The organism is Flavobacterium album (assembly GCF_003096035.1).
Lineage (GTDB): Bacteria > Bacteroidota > Bacteroidia > Flavobacteriales > Flavobacteriaceae > Flavobacterium > Flavobacterium album.
Window position 1 is genome coordinate 2,882,953 of sequence record NZ_CP029186.1, and the last position, 18,323, is coordinate 2,901,275.

The 18,323-nt window shown below is 43.2% G+C and carries 18 protein-coding genes; 10 read left to right on the top strand and 8 right to left on the bottom strand.

Annotation, left to right across the window (positions count from 1 at the left end):
* The first annotated feature begins 60 nt into the window (after positions 1 to 60).
* Positions 61 to 558 carry a hypothetical protein gene (locus HYN59_RS13025; protein WP_108778674.1) on the top strand — a complete coding sequence of 166 codons (498 nt, stop codon included), beginning with the start codon at positions 61 to 63 and terminating at the stop codon, positions 556 to 558.
* Between the two features lie 15 nt (positions 559 to 573).
* Positions 574 to 1,194, top strand: coding sequence for a porin family protein (locus HYN59_RS13030; RefSeq protein ID WP_108778675.1), 621 nt, complete (start codon positions 574 to 576; stop codon positions 1,192 to 1,194).
* Between the two features lie 70 nt (positions 1,195 to 1,264).
* On the opposite strand, the gene HYN59_RS13035 is transcribed toward HYN59_RS13030, so the two are convergent.
* On the bottom strand, positions 1,265 to 3,436 hold the full coding sequence (locus tag HYN59_RS13035; protein WP_108778676.1) for a S9 family peptidase: 2,172 nt from the start codon (positions 3,434 to 3,436) through the stop codon (positions 1,265 to 1,267).
* Positions 3,437 to 3,569: 133 nt separating this feature from the next.
* On the opposite strand from HYN59_RS13035, the gene HYN59_RS13040 reads away from it, so the two are divergent.
* Positions 3,570 to 3,944, top strand: a complete 375-nt coding sequence (locus HYN59_RS13040) for a YidH family protein (protein ID WP_108778677.1) — start codon at positions 3,570 to 3,572, stop codon at positions 3,942 to 3,944.
* A 3-nt stretch (positions 3,945 to 3,947) separates the two neighbouring features.
* On the opposite strand, the gene HYN59_RS13045 is transcribed toward HYN59_RS13040, so the two are convergent.
* On the bottom strand, positions 3,948 to 4,640 hold the full coding sequence (locus HYN59_RS13045) for a hypothetical protein (protein ID WP_108778678.1): 693 nt from the start codon (positions 4,638 to 4,640) through the stop codon (positions 3,948 to 3,950).
* Positions 4,641 to 4,746: 106 nt separating this feature from the next.
* Complete coding sequence (locus HYN59_RS13050; RefSeq protein ID WP_108778679.1) at positions 4,747 to 5,967, bottom strand: aminotransferase class I/II-fold pyridoxal phosphate-dependent enzyme; 1,221 nt, start codon at positions 5,965 to 5,967, stop codon at positions 4,747 to 4,749.
* Positions 5,968 to 6,128: 161 nt separating this feature from the next.
* Between HYN59_RS13050 and HYN59_RS13055 the strand changes: the two genes are divergently transcribed.
* The 3 genes from HYN59_RS13055 (at position 6,129) to HYN59_RS13065 (ending at position 8,681) form a co-directional block, all read left to right on the top strand.
* Positions 6,129 to 6,587, top strand: a complete 459-nt coding sequence (locus HYN59_RS13055; protein ID WP_108778680.1) for an Lrp/AsnC family transcriptional regulator — start codon at positions 6,129 to 6,131, stop codon at positions 6,585 to 6,587.
* Between the two features lie 107 nt (positions 6,588 to 6,694).
* Positions 6,695 to 8,275 (top strand): carboxylesterase/lipase family protein, encoded by a 1,581-nt coding sequence (locus HYN59_RS13060; protein ID WP_108778681.1) that lies wholly within the window; start codon positions 6,695 to 6,697, stop codon positions 8,273 to 8,275.
* Positions 8,276 to 8,486: 211 nt separating this feature from the next.
* Positions 8,487 to 8,681, top strand: coding sequence for a hypothetical protein (locus tag HYN59_RS13065; protein WP_108778682.1), 195 nt, complete (start codon positions 8,487 to 8,489; stop codon positions 8,679 to 8,681).
* 124 nt (positions 8,682 to 8,805) lie between these two features.
* Here the strand turns inward: HYN59_RS13065 and HYN59_RS18090 are convergent, their stop codons facing one another.
* On the bottom strand, positions 8,806 to 8,961 hold the full coding sequence (locus HYN59_RS18090) for a hypothetical protein (RefSeq protein WP_181369437.1): 156 nt from the start codon (positions 8,959 to 8,961) through the stop codon (positions 8,806 to 8,808).
* A 63-nt stretch (positions 8,962 to 9,024) separates the two neighbouring features.
* Between HYN59_RS18090 and lpdA the strand changes: the two genes are divergently transcribed.
* Positions 9,025 to 10,431: a dihydrolipoyl dehydrogenase gene (gene lpdA / locus HYN59_RS13070; protein ID WP_108778683.1), complete on the top strand. Its 1,407-nt coding sequence runs from the start codon at positions 9,025 to 9,027 to the stop codon at positions 10,429 to 10,431.
* 54 nt (positions 10,432 to 10,485) lie between these two features.
* Here lpdA and HYN59_RS13075 read toward each other — a convergent pair whose 3' ends face one another.
* Positions 10,486 to 10,983, bottom strand: coding sequence for a hypothetical protein (locus HYN59_RS13075; protein ID WP_108778684.1), 498 nt, complete (start codon positions 10,981 to 10,983; stop codon positions 10,486 to 10,488).
* Positions 10,984 to 11,055: 72 nt separating this feature from the next.
* Here HYN59_RS13075 and HYN59_RS13080 point away from each other — a divergent pair, with 72 nt between their 5' ends.
* Genes HYN59_RS13080 through HYN59_RS13090 form a run of 3 tightly spaced genes read left to right on the top strand, consistent with a single transcriptional unit; the run spans position 11,056 to position 15,685 of the window.
* Complete coding sequence (locus tag HYN59_RS13080) at positions 11,056 to 12,372, top strand: anthranilate synthase component I family protein (RefSeq protein ID WP_108778685.1); 1,317 nt, start codon at positions 11,056 to 11,058, stop codon at positions 12,370 to 12,372.
* Positions 12,373 to 12,401: 29 nt separating this feature from the next.
* Positions 12,402 to 13,712 carry a tRNA lysidine(34) synthetase TilS gene (gene tilS, locus HYN59_RS13085; RefSeq protein ID WP_108778686.1) on the top strand — a complete coding sequence of 437 codons (1,311 nt, stop codon included), beginning with the start codon at positions 12,402 to 12,404 and terminating at the stop codon, positions 13,710 to 13,712.
* A gap of 2 nt (positions 13,713 to 13,714) precedes the next feature.
* The gene (locus HYN59_RS13090; protein ID WP_108778687.1) at positions 13,715 to 15,685 is read left to right on the top strand and encodes a protein-disulfide reductase DsbD family protein; all 1,971 of its coding nucleotides are present in this window, start codon (positions 13,715 to 13,717) and stop codon (positions 15,683 to 15,685) included.
* A gap of 28 nt (positions 15,686 to 15,713) precedes the next feature.
* Here the strand turns inward: HYN59_RS13090 and HYN59_RS13095 are convergent, their stop codons facing one another.
* The 3 genes from HYN59_RS13095 to HYN59_RS18360 are packed head-to-tail and all read right to left on the bottom strand — an operon-like array spanning position 15,714 to position 18,317.
* Complete coding sequence (locus tag HYN59_RS13095; protein ID WP_108779738.1) at positions 15,714 to 17,069, bottom strand: FAD-dependent oxidoreductase; 1,356 nt, start codon at positions 17,067 to 17,069, stop codon at positions 15,714 to 15,716.
* The gene (locus HYN59_RS18355) at positions 17,059 to 17,508 is read right to left on the bottom strand and encodes a cation:proton antiporter domain-containing protein (RefSeq protein WP_108778688.1); all 450 of its coding nucleotides are present in this window, start codon (positions 17,506 to 17,508) and stop codon (positions 17,059 to 17,061) included. Before HYN59_RS18355 ends, HYN59_RS13095 begins: the two co-directional genes overlap by 11 nt.
* Positions 17,472 to 18,317, bottom strand: a complete 846-nt coding sequence (locus HYN59_RS18360; protein ID WP_108778689.1) for a cation:proton antiporter domain-containing protein — start codon at positions 18,315 to 18,317, stop codon at positions 17,472 to 17,474. Before HYN59_RS18360 ends, HYN59_RS18355 begins: the two co-directional genes overlap by 37 nt.
* Positions 18,318 to 18,323 lie beyond the last annotated feature (6 nt).

Here is an 18,323-nt window from a genome sequence, read left to right on the forward strand (position 1 = left end):
AAATAGTTTGCCCGAAATAAATCCTACCGGTAAATCCTATATATTTGGATAAACAATTTTATGAAAACCATCTTCTTATTCATTGCGTTGGCTCTTAGTACTGTAGGGACAGCACAAAAGATTCCTGCAGATAAGCAACTTTACGATGTAAACATTTTCAGGTGGGCAAAGGGCAATGAAGGCGAGCTGACCGATAAGATCGTACTCATCAATGCCGATGGCAGTGTGACTTTCAATGGGGAGGAACATTTCAGGCAGCTTGACATGAATGCTGTAACAATTGGTTTTAATAAATTTATTGAAGGTGAAAAGATTGAGAAGCTGCCTGCTTACGGTGAAGATGAAATGACCGAAGGCTATAATCCTGAGCCGGGTGAACAGGCTTTGCATATCACGGTAGTCAGAATGCAGGATTATCTCAATGATAAGGATAACTATTTGTACCCGGCAGAATATTTTAAGCTTATCGTGATCCCTGTCAGCGAAACACCCACAGCACTTTATAAATACTTAAGCCCCAATGTGGTTAATCCACTGAAGGACATGCTTGAGGACTAACCGCCCAATGACGCTATGAGAAATTATTATATAGTATTCTTTCTGTTCTTATTATCTACCATTTCTTACTCTCAGGTGAAGGGCGACCTTGAAGTGGGCATAGGTATTGGGTACAACATGGCGACGATAAACGAGCCTGATGATTTTAATGATGTATATTCAAACAATAACAAAAACTTTAGTGTTTCTGCTGACTACAATTTTTCGAACCGCTGGAGCCTGAAAACCAAATTGATTTATGATACGAAAGGCTGGGATCAAGGGCCTCTGTATTTTCGTGGCGGAAGGCTTAGGGGTGCTAACGTAGACCTGCATTACCTTACTGTGCCGCTGATGCTCAACTGGCATTTTGGCGGCAAGCGCAATTGGTACCTCAATTTCGGGACCTATGCAGGCTACCTGATGGCTGCAGGTGAGAAAACTTCTAACGCCGATATTACTGAAGCTTTCAGGAAAACGGATTTTGGGTTAACCTTTGGTATCGGTGCCAAGATACCTGTAACAAAATACTTCAAGATCTATATTGAATATGATTTCCAAAACAGCTTTAACAGCATTTATAAAGACAGCACTATCCCTGAAGTCAGGAACATAAGGAGTGCTATTAATGTAGGGGTGAACTTTTTGGTGTTGTAAAAGTAGCGACACATTTTATGTGTCTCTACTATCAAAACAAAACGGGAACCTCTCAGTTCCCGTTCTCAAATTATTTCTTTAAATACGTATCAAAATACTCCGCGATCTTCTGGTTTAGGTGAACCCTGTCCTTGCCGCGCACGTTGTGCTCATGCGTAGGGTAGAGGAAGTAATCTACCTGTTTGCCTGCCGCTATGCAAGCCTGTATGAATTCCATGCTGTTTTGCTGTACCACTACAGGATCCTGCGCACCGTGTATCATCAGCAGCCTGCCTTTCAGTTTTGCTGCTTTGCCTATCAAGCTGTTGCCGGCATAACCTTCAGGGTTTTCCTGAGGTGTATCCATATAGCGCTCGCCATACATCACTTCATAATATTTCCAGTCGCATACCGGGCCGCCCGCAACGCCTACCTTGAATACATCGCTATGGTCAAGCATCAGTGAAGTAGCCATAAAGCCGCCAAAGCTCCAGCCATAAACACCGATCCTCTCGGCATCTACGAAGGATTTGCTTTTGAGGAAATCAACGCCTTTCATCTGGTCGGCCATTTCGTTTACGCCCAGGTTGCGGTGTACCACATGCTCAAAATCGCGCCCACGCGCATCGCTGCCACGGTTATCCAGGGTAAATACCACATAACCCTGCTGTGCCATATAATAGTCGAACAAGCTCGCGCCGCCGAGCCATTCGTTCGTAACCAGCTGTGCGTGCGGCCCACCGTAAACATATACCATCACAGGATATTTTTTACCGGCATCAAAATTTGCCGGATAAATAAGCCTGCCGTTCAGCGGTGTTTTGCCATCGGCAGAAGTGACGGTTACCAACTCCATTTTAGGGAGTACGGTCTTGCCTTTATAAGGGTTCTCCGCATTCAGTATCTCGGTTAATTTTTTGCTTTTCAGGTCGGTTATGGCAACCTTGTTTGGCGTTGTAGTGCTGTTGTAACTATCCAGTACCAATGTCCCGTCAGTGCTTACGATGGCGTTGTGCGTGCCATTAGCAGTAGTAAGCGGAATGGTTTTTCCTGAGCTTAACTCTACCCTGTACAATTGCCTTTCCAGTCCGTTATCTGCCGTTCCTATGTAGAATGCGTTTTTAGCATTGGCATCAAAACCAAGGAGATCCTGAACAACCACGTCCAGGTAGCCAAGGCTTTTCAGCTGCTTGCCGTCAGTGTTATAAAGATACAGCTGCTCGAAGCCGTTCTTTTCGGTGCGGTATAAAAACTGGTCGTTATGCCCCGGTACGAAAGTAAGGTCATGAAGCGGCTCTACATAAGTAGTGGCTTTTTCCTCAAATAATGTCTTTACGAAATTACCCGTAGCAGCATCATACTTGTTCATTTTAAGGTGGTTTTGCTCACGGTTCAGCACGCCTACAAATACAAATTTGCTGTCAGGCGACCAGGTAACGCAGGTAAGGAACTGCTCTGCAGGGCCTTCTGTTTTTAGCGTAATTTTATTTCCTGAAGCAATGTCATAAGCTACAAGCGTCACTTCTTCGCTTTTCATGCCCGCCATAGGATATTTAATGTTCTTGGTTTCAGCGATACGCGCGTCCCATTGCACAAGGGGGTAATTGGCCACCATGGTCTCGTCTTTGCGGTAGTAGAGCAGATTGCCGCTGTCCGGGCTCCACCACATCCCTTTGTTGATGCCGAATTCCTGGCGGTGCGTGTAGTCGCTGCCGTTCACAATGCCTTTGTCAGTATCATTGGTAACGGTTTTCTCAACTTTACCGGATAGCATAATATTATTGTCATTTAGCCATGCGACAGTAGTTCCGTCCGGTGAAAGCACCTGGTTTTTTGCATCGGCAGAAATAGCAACGGCACTTTTCACTTCTTTTTTGTCGGCATCAAAAAGCACAAGGTACATTTTGTTTTTGCCCGATACCTCAAGCTGCAGCGTACTTTTATCCTTCCACTGATAATTATATGGGAAGATCTGCATTACAAATGTTTCGTCCGGGAATTTGCTTTTCAGGGCAGTAGCTAGTTCTGTTTTTGTCACAAGGGTCGTCTCTTCCCAGTTACCAGCCTCGCTGCGCTGCATAAGGCTTGCATAGTTATCACTAAGGTAGGTTATTGCCTTGGTGTCCTTGCGCCACAAAGGAGATACAAGGCTTTTCGGGGCAAATTCCTGGTACTGGCCCGATGTTGCCTGCTTTAAGGTAAGATTTTGTTGTGCGGTGGCAGCCATTCCCGTAAAAAGGAACAGCAGTAAAAGTTTTCTCATACGTTTGTTTGTTGTTTGTCAGGCGAATTTAAGGAAAGTATAAATGTGCCGTATATTATAATAGTAATTAGTAGCCGTTTTTGTAAATTCGTTTCACAATTCAGCAATATTCTACAGGAGTATCTACAAGCGCATGAAAAACATTGATGACCAGACCCTGGCGAGGGAACATTTAGCCAACGAAAGGACTTTCTTAGCATGGGTACGCACCGGCATCGCTATAATGGCATTTGGTTTTGTGGTGGTAAAATCCTCGATTTTTGTTGATAATGATGGCCTTCCGGAAGAAAGTATAATTCCCGGTGAATTATTTACTGTTATCGTAGGTATTATGCTCGTGGTTTCAGGCACATTGATGTCAACCGTTTCCTATTTTAGGTACCGCCAAACCAAAAAACAATTGCGCCGTGGCATTTACCATCATTCATCAGCTTTGCTGGCTATGATCGCGGCAGGTGTATTACTGGTAAGTATATTGCTGATTGTTTATCTGTTAAGGACTTTGTAAAAGCTATTCGAACCTTTTATAATTCTTCGCCCAATAATCTTTAAAGAATGCTGTTTCATTCTGGTATTTTGCAGGTACTTTCACCATTTGCTCCATGATGCGCTCATTTTTACCTTCAATTTTATAAATGGTAACGCCCATAGCATAATCAGCATCACGGCAGGTAACAACAAAAATCCGTGCTATGGACTTAGCTTCAAAATTGTCAATGTAGAATAACTCGCTTCCCCACATACCTCCGGCACATCCCATTCTATGATTGCTGTAAAAATATTTCGTTCCCTCCAGTCTTTCAGATGAAGGGAAATCGCTGAAGTCTTTTATTTCCCTGAACGTGTCAGTTTTGCGGTCAAAAATGATCAATTCCTTTACACCGCCTACATTACTAAGTTGGTTTAGGCTGATGTCATTTATACTGTCCCTGTCAACGTCTTCAAATTCAAAACCATTGCCCGCAAAATTGGGATGCGTGTAAATGGTGTCGCCTTTATAAAGAATGCGTAAAGGCAAGTTGTTATGGCTGCCCGGATAGCCTTGGATTACAGTATACATTGTTCCCTCTATAGCAAGCGAATCAGTAAGATATTCAAGAGAAGGTTTTTGTGGCTTTATACCTTTTGGCTCACTGATAACGATCTTTTCCGACTTTTGGCAGCTTAAAAAACAGAATACTAAGGCGATAGAAAAAGGTTTCATAGGAAGGCGGTTTGTCTGATAACAATATAAGCAGAATTATTATTGTATAGATTAAAAATAAAAACCGGGATGTTCGTCCCGGTTCAATATCTTAAATAGAAATGTGTTAAACAACTTCAGTTTTCGCTAAAACCCCAACCTGTTCCATACATTCTCTCATTATAGTATAAGTCCTTTCGATATCATTGTCAAGGCCGATAGAGAAACGGATCAACCCGTCGGTAAGGCCCATTTCCATTTGCTCTTCTATCGGAATCTCGCTTGAAGTCGACGTGCCCGGCGCGCTGAATAGTGTTTTATAGAAACCAAGGCTCACGGCAAGGTAGCCAAGGTTGCGCTCCTGCATCAGTTCCATCAATTCATTGGCTTTGTGAAGGTCACCTGCATCAATGGTCATCATACCACCAAATCCGTATTCAGGGTTGATCATGCTTTTATATAATTCATGGCTTGGGTGGCTTTCCAGTCCGGGATAAACGGTTTTCAGTCCATCCTGCTCAAAACGCTGTGCAAGGTACATGGCGTTGTGGCTGTGCTGTTTCATACGGATGTGCAGTGTACGGAGGTTTTTTAGTATGCTTGCCGCACGCAGGCTGTCCATTGTCGGGCCTAAAAGCATGCTGGCCCCGTTGTTTACATTACGCAGCTGGTCGATGAATTCCTGGGTACCGCAGGTAACTCCACCCACTGTATCGCTGCTGCCGTTTATGAATTTTGTAAGGCTGTGGATCACAACATCAGCACCCATTTTTGCCGGGGCAACCGAAAGCGGGGAGAAGGTGTTATCTACCACAAGCTTCAGGTTGTATTTTTTAGCGATTTTAGCAAGGCCTTCGATGTCGGCTACTTCAAGCAGCGGATTGCTCACCGTTTCGCAGTACAATACTTTTGTGTTTGGCGTGATAGCTGCTTCTACAAGATAAAGTTTGGTAATGTCTACGAACGATGTGGTAATACCCAGTTTTGGCATGAAATTTTTCATGAAGGCATAAGTCCCGCCATAAATAGTGCGGCTGGATACAATATGATCTCCCATTCCACATAGTTGTAATAAAACAGGTGTAATGGCTCCCATTCCCGAAGCAGCTACATTGGCGGTTTCGGTACCTTCCATTGCAGCAAGTGCCTGGCCTAAATACAGGTTGCTTGGCGAAGCATGGCGGGAATACAGGTAACATCCTTCGGCATTGCCTTCAAAGGCATCGAACATGGTTTTTGCCGAAAGGAAAGTATAGGTTGATGAATCGGATATAGATGGGTTTACGCCCCCAAATTCTCCAAAATATTGCAGGTCCTGGATATTGTCGGCGGGATTGAATGTTTTCATAAGACGAATTTCATTGTATTAAAAAGTCAAAGAGACATATTTGTAAACTTAAAATCAAACATAGTTGGATAAATTAGTTTTATTTTCTATAATTTTGATTTTAAACAGAAGAATATTTTAAATAGATAATATAATTTTAAATATTCCAGAAAAATTTTCACATGGCTTTAGATGCAACCGATAAAAAGCTGCTCCTTCTTTTGCAGGAAGACAGTACACAGACTACAAAACAGCTTTCGCTTAAGCTTAATTTGTCTGTTACCGCAATATATGAACGTGTCAAAAAACTCGAGCGCGAGGGGATCGTCAGCAAATATGTGGCATTAGTTGACCGCAATAAGGTCAACCGCGGGTTCGTAGTTTTTTGCCACCTGAAACTCATACAGCATACTAAAGAATACCTGACCAAATTTGAGCATGAAGTAAAGCAGCTCGATGAAGTCCTGGAGTGCTACCATGTCAGCGGCGACTATGATTATATATTAAAGATATATGTGGCGGATATGGAAGCCTACCGTGAATTCATGGTCACAAAACTGACTACACTGCAGCACATCGGCAGCACACACAGTACGTTCATGATAGGCGAGGTGAAGAATACTAATGTGATTTCGGTGTAAAGGCCTCTCACTAGCCCTCTCCAAAAGAGAGGGAGAAGCTGCACTATACTGAAATCTTTGTGTAATAGCTAACAGAACACTATATTTGAGATACCAAAAAACAAATTATGAAAAAAATAATGATAGCAATCATCCTGTCAGTTACTTCGTTGGCATTCGCCCAAAAAGCACCGCAGGTACAAATAGAGCAGGGTACAATTGAGGGAGTACTTCTCTCGTCGGGCATACAAAGTTACAAGGGGATACCGTTTGCTGCGCCGCCTGTGGGGGAACTGCGCTGGAAGGCACCGCAACCGCCAAAAAGCTGGACGGGAGTACGCAAAGCCACTGAATTTGGCAACAGGCCGATGCAGAAACCAATATTCAGCGACATGAACTTTCGCAGTGCAAAGGTAAGCGAAGACTGTCTTTACCTTAATATATGGTTGCCTGAGAAAAAAGAGAAGGAGAGTGAGAAATTACCGGTGCTGGTCTATTTTTATGGCGGAGGATTTGTAGCGGGAGATGCATCGGAATACCGTTATGATGGCGAGAGTCTTGCTAAAAAAGGAATTATAACAGTAACCGTGAATTATCGTTTGGGAATCTTTGGGTTCTTTTCGCATCCGGAACTTACAAAGGAATCACCTAATCATGCTTCGGGTAACTATGGCCTGCTCGACCAGAATGTAGCATTGCTATGGGTAAAGAAAAATATTGAAGCCTTTGGCGGCGACCCGAACAGGATAACCATTGCGGGTGAGTCGGCAGGGTCGATATCCGTGTCGGCACAAATGGCATCACCTTTGTCGAAAAACCTTATAGCAGGTGCCATAGGGCAGAGCGGCGCCATGATAGCGCCTACAGAGCGCGTTGTGCCTTTGGCCGAGCATGAAAAGATAGGCGCTGCTTTTGCCGAAAAGATAAAGAAAGGCTCACTGGCCCGGTTGCGCGCCATGCCGGCGGATCAGCTTCTTGAAGAAACGTCGAAGTGGGGTGTTTTCAATACTGAAGCAACTATAGATGGCTATTTCCTTAAGAAATCTCCTGTAGAGGTATTTGCCGCCGGCGAACAGGCTAAAGTGCCTTTACTTGCAGGATGGACATCTGCCGAATCATCCTACATGGGCTTTATGGAAGGGCAATATCCTAATCCTGAAAATTATGTAGCACGCCTAAAAGCTGTCTTTGGCGATAAGGCAGAAGAAGTTATGAAACTGTATCCCGGCAGCACACAGGAAGAAGTAATAGCATCGGCCACAGCATTAGCATGCGACCAATTCATTGTTTTTGGTACCTGGAAATGGCTCGATGCCCATCGCAGGACTTCCGGCCAGCCTGTATATGCCTATATTTTCTCCAAAGCCCGTCCGACAGTACCGGGCGAGAAGGCAAAAGATAATATGCCGCCGGCACTTCCCGGTGCAAACCATTCTGCCGATATTGAGTACCTATTAGGCAACCTGACTACCAATAAAGTTTATAAATGGCGGCCTGATGACTACAGGGTTTCACAAACCGGCGTGGATTACTTCGCGAATTTTATAAAGACCGGCGATCCTAACGGTAAAGGCCTGCCTAAATGGCCTGTAAGCAAGGGTGAAGGGGAAATGAGTATTATGGATATTAGTGTGCAGCCTAAGGCCCATACAGAAGAACACAGGGAAAGATATTTGTTTTTGGATGGGTATTTTAGCGGGAAGAAATAACTATACTTTAAGGTTCTTGCTTCTTGAAGTCACCCCACTCCTAACAAGTGACAATTATAGACTGTAGAATGAAAAAATAATGGTAACTATATACCAGTTAGGACTGAAAAATAATTTGCAGTAAAAACCTACATTATAGATTTTTTCTATCAAACGCTTGTTTAACTAAGGATTTATTTTTATATTTGGGAAAATTTAAAAATAAAGACAAATGAAAAAATTAGAAAATTTATCCTTGACCGATGTGAAAACATCATTAGATTTTGCAAGAGAATTAAAAGCAGATGCAATTAAAGACTCGAAATTAATAACGAATGAAGCAACTGTGGATGGGCTTACAAGACTTGAAGAAAAGCTCCGTTCACACATGTTTTATCGTGTTAATGCATTAAGGTACTATGAATAAGGTGAAAATATTAACAACAAAAGCCACTCAATTAGGGTGGCTTTTTTAATTCTTTAAAATTATGGAAGAAAAAAAGTTTGACCCAAACAACCCGCTTCGCAAAGTCTCTGACTTTGTGGAGGTGTTAGTATGGCCGCCCGAGTGAAGCCTGCGTGAGGGATAGAGCCGATATCCTGCGGAGGAACGGAGCAGATAAAGGCGAAAGCCCGGCCACTGCATCGGCCAAAAGCTGGGGTGTGGCACGCCCGAATAAACGGCTCTCAAATTCCTCTTTTTTCATTGGCATATAAATCAGATTGCCTAAATTTGCGTGACAAATTTTCAAACAACAAAAAAATATACCATGAGTTCATTTGATGTAGTCGTTATAGGTTCCGGCCCCGGCGGTTATGTGGCAGCAATCCGTTGCGCACAATTGGGTTTCAACACTGCTATTGTAGAAAAATATCCAACCCTTGGCGGCACCTGCCTTAATGTAGGCTGTATCCCTTCTAAGGCGCTGCTCGATTCGTCGCACCATTACCACGATGCTACATCGCATTTTAAAGAGCACGGCATCGATATTGCCGGCGAGATAAAAGTCAATTTTGAGCAGATGATCGCGCGCAAGCAGGGTGTTGTAGACCAGAACGTTACCGGCATCAAGTACCTGATGGACAAAAATAAGATTACCGTTCTTGAAGGCATAGGTTCTTTCGAAGATGCTACTCACATTAAGATAACTAAAGCGGATGGCGCATCAGAAACGGTTGAAGCAAAATATACTATTATTGCTACAGGTTCAAAACCATCGTCATTGCCATTCATTAAAATAGACAAAGAAAAAATAATCACTTCTACCGAAGCCCTTAAGCTGAAAGAGGTACCGAAACACCTTATCGTTATTGGCGGCGGCGTTATCGGGCTTGAGCTGGGCCAGGTGTACCTTCGCCTTGGCGCGCAGGTTTCGGTGGTGGAATACCTTGACCGCATAATACCGGGAATGGACGCAGGCTTATCAAAAGAGCTTACTAAAGTGCTTAAAAAGCAGGGCATGAAGTTCTACACGTCGCACAAAGTGAAGTCAGTAGAGCGTTCTGGTAAAGGTGTGCAGGTCCATGCTGAGAACGCCAAAGGAGAAACAATTACCCTTGATGGCGATTATGCATTGGTATCAGTAGGCCGCCGTCCATATACTGACGGGCTTAATGCTGAGGCTGCCGGAGTGAAAATTACCGAAAGGGGACAGGTTGAAGTGAATGATCACCTGCAAACAGCTGCATCTAACATTTACGCTATTGGCGATGTCATCAAAGGTGCAATGCTTGCCCACAAAGCAGAAGAAGAAGGCGTATTTGTTGCTGAAACTATTGCTGGGCAAAAACCGCATATCGACTATAACCTGATACCGGGCGTTGTTTACACATGGCCGGAAGTTGCTGCTGTAGGCAAAACCGAAGAGCAGTTGAAAGAAGCAGGAGTTGAGTACAAATCAGGCAGCTTCCCGTTCAAAGCGCTTGGACGCAGCCGCGCGAGCATGGACACTGATGGTTTCGTAAAGATACTAGCCGATGCCAAAACGGATGAAGTATTGGGCATCCACATGATCGGCGCACGTACAGCCGACCTCATCGCCGAAGCAGTAACAGCTATGGAATTTAAGGCATCTGCCGAAGATATCTCAAGGATGAGCCACGCACACCCAACGTATGCCGAAGCCGTTAAGGAAGCAGCGCTGGCGGCAACAGATAACAGGCCGATACATATATAAGTATTTTGCTTAAAATAATGAAACCCATCTGAAAGGATGGGTTTTCTGTTATATTTATTTTTCAAATTCATAAAATCCTTCAGGATCCCACTTGTAAAAATTGTCAATGATAGTATAGAAATCTTTACGACTGACATTTTGAGGTAGTATTTCCTTAGAAGTAAAAGAATTAAAAAACAGCCTGTAATCAGAAACATAATCATTGAATTCTTCGTTGCTCAAACTTTCGATCTCTTCCGGATTATTCGGGAAAGCCCTGGCCGCAATTTCATCAAACAGGTTCCGGTGTTCATAAGAGGTCTTGTCAGATTTCCCATACCACCCGTCACCATAAGTTTCCCACATAGATATAAGTCCAAGCAACCGCAAAGGGTCTGCGGCTACAATCTTCCTGTTGCCTTTTATGGCCCAATAATCGCCATAGAATTCTTCTCTATGATCAGGAAACAAAAATATCCTGTAGCCTTTGGACATGATCACCCTAAGCGTTGGATTATAGGTATTAAGATAATCGATTAGATGCAGGTTTCCCTCTTCTTCAAACCCTTCCATGCTACTGTATTTTTATTAGTTGTTCCCAAAAGTAATAAAATTTTTGAGGGGCAGGTTTAATCAGTATTTTTGATGATCAAAATAAACGCATTGAGAACTACCGCAACATTTATTATAACAGAACCTGCTGCTTTTAAACAACAACTGCTGCAATGGGCACAGCAGTTCCGAGAAGTGGTATTCCTGGACAGCAATAGCTATAAGCAACAGTATACATCCTATGATGCTGTACTGGCAGTAGATGCGCTCACTTCCATTAAAACCGATTACCACAATGCTTTTGATGCACTGAATGAATACCAACAGATCACTAAAGACTGGCTGTTTGGGTATCTTTCATACGACCTTAAGAATGACACAGAAAACCTGCAATCTGATAATTTCGACGGGCTTGGTTTTCCCGACTTGTTTTTCTTCCAGCCTAAAAAGTTGTTTTTGCTGAAAGGGAATGAACTGGAAATGCAGTATTTACGGATGTGCGATGATGAAATCCGATCAGACTTTGAAGAAATTACGAATTACGAATTACAAATTACGCCGTCAATCGACAACCAACAACCGACAACGATAAACCAGCGTATTTCCAAGGATAGCTATTTGGAAAAAGTGCAGCAAATGCTCGCGCACATCTATCGCGGCGACATTTATGAAGCGAATTTCTGTATGGAGTTCTATGTTGCAAATGCAGCTATTGATCCCGTTGATACTTACAAAAAACTAAATGCCGTTTCCGAGCCGCCGTTTGCTGTTTACTTTAAAAACTATAAGCATTATCTTATGTCGGCCTCACCGGAAAGGTATCTGCGAAAGGAGGAAAACAAAGTTATTTCGCAACCTATTAAAGGCACAGCAAGGCGCAGCGCTGACCCGGATGAGGATAATACTATTAAGAAGGAACTTGCCGCCAACGAAAAAGAACGTTCGGAAAATATAATGATCGTGGATTTGGTGCGCAATGACTTGTCGCGTACCGCAGCTAAAGGTTCGGTGGAAGTGGAAGAACTATGTGGGGCCTATACTTTTAAACAGGTACATCACCTTATTTCAACTGTGGTTTCGCAGGTTGCCGAAGGTTGTACCCCGGTAGATGTGATCTGTACTACATACCCCATGGGCAGCATGACGGGTGCTCCTAAAATATCAGCTATGGAAATCATTGAGAAACTCGAAGAAACAAAGCGCGGGCTGTACAGTGGGGCAGTAGGATACTTTACCCCGGATGGAGATTTCGATTTTAATGTGGTGATACGCAGCATCCTTTATAACGCGGAAAACAACTATGTATCTTTTTCTGTGGGAAGCGCTATTACATCAAAAGCAATACCTGAACTTGAGTATGAAGAGTGCTTGTTAAAAGCACGTGCAATGAGACAGGTACTGGAAAGTTAATCGTTGCAGAAAATTCCGTACTTTTGAAGATGCTTTCGAAATTCAGGGATCACCTCAATAACAATCTTTCTTTTCTAAAAGAGAAAAAGCTGCTCCTTGCTGTGAGCGGGGGTTTGGACAGCATGGTTTTAACGGATCTTTTACAGCAGTTAAACTATGACGTTTCTATCGCCCATTGTAACTTCAACCTCCGCGGAAAAGAAAGCGATGGCGATGAGGATTTTATTATAAATTATGCGAAGGAAAATAGTTTCCACTATTTCGTAACTCATTTTAATACAGAACTTTTTGCGTCAGATAATAAACTATCCATTCAGGTGGCCGCACGGAAGCTTCGTTATCTTTGGTTCGACGAATTGTTGCAGGAAAACAACCTCGATTACCTGCTTACCGCACACCATCTCGATGATTCCCTTGAGACATTCTTAATAAACCTTACACGGGGTACAGGTCTGGAAGGGCTCACCGGAATCCCGCAGCAGAATGGTAAAATTATACGTCCGTTACTGCCATTTACACGCGATGAAATTTTGGTGTATGCCAAAGAAAATAATATCCGGTGGCGCGAGGATAGCAGCAATGCTTCCGATAAATACCTGCGTAATAAACTGCGTCATGATGTTGTACCTGTCCTGAAACAATTAAACCCCGCTTTTGCTGACTCTTTCCGGCAGACATTGGAAAACCTGCAGCAGGCACAATCGCTGGTAGAGGATGCTTCTGTTTTGATCTATAAGCAGGTAGTTTCGGAAAAAGAGAACCAAAAGCATTTTAATATTGAACAGCTAAAAAGGCTGCCAAATTATAAAGCTTACCTGTACCAATGGCTCAGCCCATTCGGGTTCACGGCCTGGGAGGATATTTATGCTTTAGTGGATTCGCAGTCGGGTAAATATATTTTGTCGGGTAATTTCAGGCTGTTGAAAGACAGGGAAACGCTGATTCTGGAACCCTCTTCGAATGGCAACAATCTATCCTTTGAAATCACAGAAGGGCAGCAATATCCTGAAGCTCCGATAAAGTTGTCTTTGGCAATTGCTCAAACAATTAATAAAAATGCAACAAAAAAAACTATTTTTGTTGATAATGAATTAATAAAATACCCTTTAATTCTTCGTAAATGGCAGGAAGGTGATTACTTTTGCCCTGTGGGAATGAACGGACAGAAAAAGAAAGTCTCTAAGTTCTTTAAGGATGAAAAATTCAGCCTTAGCGAAAAAGAGAGTGCCTTGCTGCTATGCTCCGGCGAGAATATTATCTGGGTCGTAGGCCACCGTGCCGACGAACGTTTTAAAGCTACTAAAACAACAAACACAATTTTAAAAATAGAAGTTTTATAATAATGAAAAAGTTCACTTATACATTCTTTCTTTTATTCGCATTTTTATTTTCTCAAGCCCAGAACATACAGCATCCTGTAAAATGGACCTCGAAAATTGAAAAGAAATCAGATACGGAATATGTACTTATCCTGGATGGTACGATAGAAGAAAACTGGCATGTATACTCGCAGTTTACGCCGGATGGCGGCGCATTGCCTCTTGAAATTGCCTTTAATAATGACAAAGGTAATTTTGAAGCGGTAGGCAAGGCCGAAGAAAGCAAATATGAAAAGACCTTCAATAAGGTTTTTGGGGTTGATGAGTACTTTTTCAGCCATACCGTGCAGCTGAAGCAAACCATCAAAGTGACCAATCCTGCCAACACTATTGCACAGCTGCAATTGTATTACCAGGTATGTAAAGAAGTCTGTATACAGGACGAGAACTACTTTGAGTTCGACCTTAAAAGTTTGACATCAAAAGAAGTCAAGAATTTTGAAGAGGCCGCACCAACACCTGCACCTGAAAAAAAAAGTGAAGTAAAGCCCGCAATAAGCAAGCCTTCAAAAAAAGAAGAAGACAGAGGTCTTTTGGCTACATTTTTCCTGGCGTTCCTTGGCGGTTTTGCTGCGCTTCTTACGCCATGCGTATTTCCGATGATCCCAATGACGGTGAGTTTTTTTACAAAACAGAGCAAAACAAAGTCGGCCGGTATAAGAAATTCTATTTTATATGGTATTTCGATCATTGTAATATATGTTGTGCTTGGCATTGTTGTAACAGGCATATTTGGAGCTGATGCACTGAATGCACTCTCTACTAATGTTTGGTTTAATCTCGCATTTTTTGTCCTTTTGATCGTTTTTGCTTTTTCATTCCTTGGGGCATTTGAAATTATGCTTCCCAATTCATGGGCAAATAAAGTTGACAGGCAAGCCGACAGGGGCGGCATTATAGGGATATTATTCATGGCTATGGCGTTGGCAATAGTATCGTTTTCGTGCACAGGACCTATTGTTGGTAACATAATATTTGCAGCAGCTTCAAAAGGCGGGATAGCACCGGTAGTTGGCATGCTGGGTTTTTCTTCTGCATTGGCTTTACCATTTATGCTTTTTGCAATGTTCCCCGGATGGATGAATTCACTTCCAAAATCAGGCGGATGGCTTAATACCGTTAAAGTGTTTCTTGGTTTCCTCGAACTGGCTTTTGCTTTTAAATTCTTATCCAATGCCGATCTTGTACTGCAAATGCATATACTTGAAAGGGAAACATTCCTTGCGATCTGGATTGCGGTTTTTGGTGGCCTGGCACTATATCTTTTTGGAAAGATAACATTGCCGCATGATACTCCGGGCGGTTATATATCGGTTGGAAGGCTATCGCTAGGGCTCCTTACGCTGGCTTTCACAATATACCTTGTTCCGGGATTATGGGGCGCGCCGCTAAAGCTTATAAGTGGCTTCCCGCCACCATCTACTTATAGTGAATCGCCATTCGGAATAGGAGGAGGGGCGGGTTCTCCCAAAGGGGAACTGCCTGAAGGCGCTAAGCTCGCTGCACATGGCATAATAGCATTTGAAGATTATGATAAAGGCCTTGCATATGCTAAAGAAGTTAACAAGCCTGTACTACTTGACTTTACCGGATATGCCTGTGTGAATTGCCGTAAAATGGAAGACAATGTATGGAACGATGAGCGTATCCTGCCGATCCTTAAGGATGAAGTCGTGCTTATTTCATTGTATGTGGATTACAAAAAAGAACTTCCTGAAAAAGAGCAATATGTTTCAAAAACCGGAAAGAAAATAAAAACTATTGGTAACAAATGGAGCGATCTCCAGCTTAGCCGCTATAAGATCAACGCGCAGCCTTATTATGTGCTGATGAATCTCCAGGAAGAAAATCTTAATGAACCGGTAGGCTATACACCAAATATTGAAGAATATGAGCAATGGCTGAAAGACGGGATTTCGAAATTCAATAAATAATCATAAGGGCGCATGTAGTGCCCTTTTTTTATATCTCATTAATAAGCTTCCTTGCAGCTGTCTGTACAGGATCCCAGACAGGGGAGAAAGGCGGCGCATACGACAGGTCGAGGTCGATTATATTCTGCAATGTAAGGTTGTGCGTTAAAGCGGTTGCCAGCACATCAATGCGTTTTGCTGCGCCTTCTTCACCGATGATCTGCCCGCCCAGCAGCCTGCCGCTATTCTTTTCGGCCAGCAGCTTTACCGTAATATCTTTAGATTTCGGATAATAATGCGCGCGGGTTTTACTTACAATAACGGCGCTTACATACGCTATCCCCAATTTTTTAATCTCTTTTTCGAGTAGGCCGGTCCGGGCAACCTCATAACTGCATATCTTACAAACAGCGGTGCCCACCCCACCGGGGAACATCAGGTTTTCACCGGCAATATTGCTCCCCGCCACAACGCCGGTTTTATTGGCCAATGTACCCATAGCAATATAAGTATGCTGCTTACTGACAAGGTTTAATGTTTCGGTACAATCGCCTGCAGCCCAAACATCTTTTATATTAGTCTGCATCCGGGCATCCACTTTTATAGCGCCTTTTACACCCAGTGCAATTTGGGAGCTTTGTAAAAATTTCGTGTTTGGCGAAGTCCCCATACCCAAAACCACAATATCCGCCGGGATAGACTGCTTATCGGTGATCACAGCGCTCACGCAATTGTTTTTTACATCAAAGGAAACCAACGATTCGCCCAGGTGTAGCGTTACGCCAAGGCTGCGCATAGCATCCGAAATTACCTCGCCCATATCGGGGTCGAGCGTATTCATGACCTGTTTTCCGCGATTGATAAGGCACACTTTTAGTCCGCGTATAAGTAACGCTTCGGCCATTTCCAGCCCTATATAGCCTCCGCCAATGATGACGGCTGTTTTTGGCTTTTTTTCTTCAATATAATGTTCGATATTAAGGCCACTTTTCAGGGTAGAGATGCCAAAAACGTTTTCTGCATTATGACCTTCAATATCCGGGCAATAAGCAGTTCCGCCTGTAGCAATGAGCAGCTGGTCGTATTCATGCCATGATTCCTGTTGCTTTTCTTTGTCCAGTACCCTGATGCGCTTGTTGCCGGTATCCACCTCCAGTACAAGATGCATCGTGCGGACATCAATATTATATTTCTCCCTGAATGTTTCCGGCGAACGCACTACCAGTTCTTCAATGTCCTTCACGGTTTCAGAAATAAAATAGGGTATACCGCAGGCCGAGTAGGAAGTGTACTGCGACTTTTCAAATACAACAATCTCCCTGTCCGGCTGTTCGCGGCGCACTTTTGATGCCGCCGACATCCCCGAAGCGTCACCGCCAATTATTACAATTCTGTTATTTAGCATCTGTTGGTAGTATATCATGTTTTTTTATAAGCTTCTGAACTGATCGTGCCGAAATGCCATGTATCAGCACTGAAAAAAAGATCGTGGCCGTAGTTATAGCAACCAATTTTTTGGGTTCGTCAAATTCGGCGGAAGTTAGGGCGTACGCAAGATAAAATAGCGACCCGATACCTCTCATTCCATAGAATGACAGCGCAAATCTCTGGAAACGATTCAGGCCGGTATTGATGAAAGATATGTAACCTGCGACCGGCCTTACAACCAGCACCATAAGTAACGCGACTGCAAGTATTTGCATGTCGGCTAATAATTCATAATGCATGGCAATAAAGGCACCTATCCCGATAAAAATTAGTGCTACAACAAAGCTTTCAAGCTCTTCGTTAAAGTCGTGGAGGTTGTTTATGTGCCGGATATACTTTTCATAATTACTGAACATGCATGCAGCGAAGAACACGGCGAGGAAGCCATACCCCCGATAATTTCGCTGATTGAATAGGGAAGGAGTATAAGTGACAGAGAAAGTATGCCCCGGCTTATCCTGCCAATTGTATTTTTATTGCTTATTGTAAAAACCAGCTTATATAATAGCCATCCGCTTAATAGCCCAACGCTTACACCAATGATGATTTTCATCAGGAAAAAGTGCAGGAACCATTCGCCTATCCAGTCTTTATAATCTGCACCATTCGTAACAAAAAGGATTGCGAAGTAAGTAAACGGAAAGGCAAGCCCATCATTAACTCCGGCCTCTGATGTCAGTCCAAGTTTTACTTTAGATGTATCTTCCTCCCCCGGCTCAGAGGTTTGTAGTTCGCTGGCAAGCACCGGGTCGGTAGGGGAAATGAGCGCTCCGAAAAGTAATGCTGCGGCAGGTGCAAGCCCTATTATCCACCAGCCTAATAACGCAGCCGCAGCTATGGTGATTGGCATTGCGATAATTAACAATCGGAACGAATGCTTCCAGGTTTGCCATTTAAAGGGTTCTTTGATACGCAGTCCGGCGTTTGTTAAAGCGACAAGTATTACAAACTCTGTGATATACTTTATTTCTTCAAGCTGCTCAAGCGGCTTTACAACACGGTATCCCGAAACAAAGTAAACGATGCCCCCAATTAAAATATATACAATAGGTTCGGATATATGCCTTTTCCGTAAAATTACAGGAATAATCGCAGCCATAATTGCCATGCAACCCGCTATGAATAGTAGTATCCGGTGTTCGTCTGCTATAAAGTATTCAGCCATAGTTTG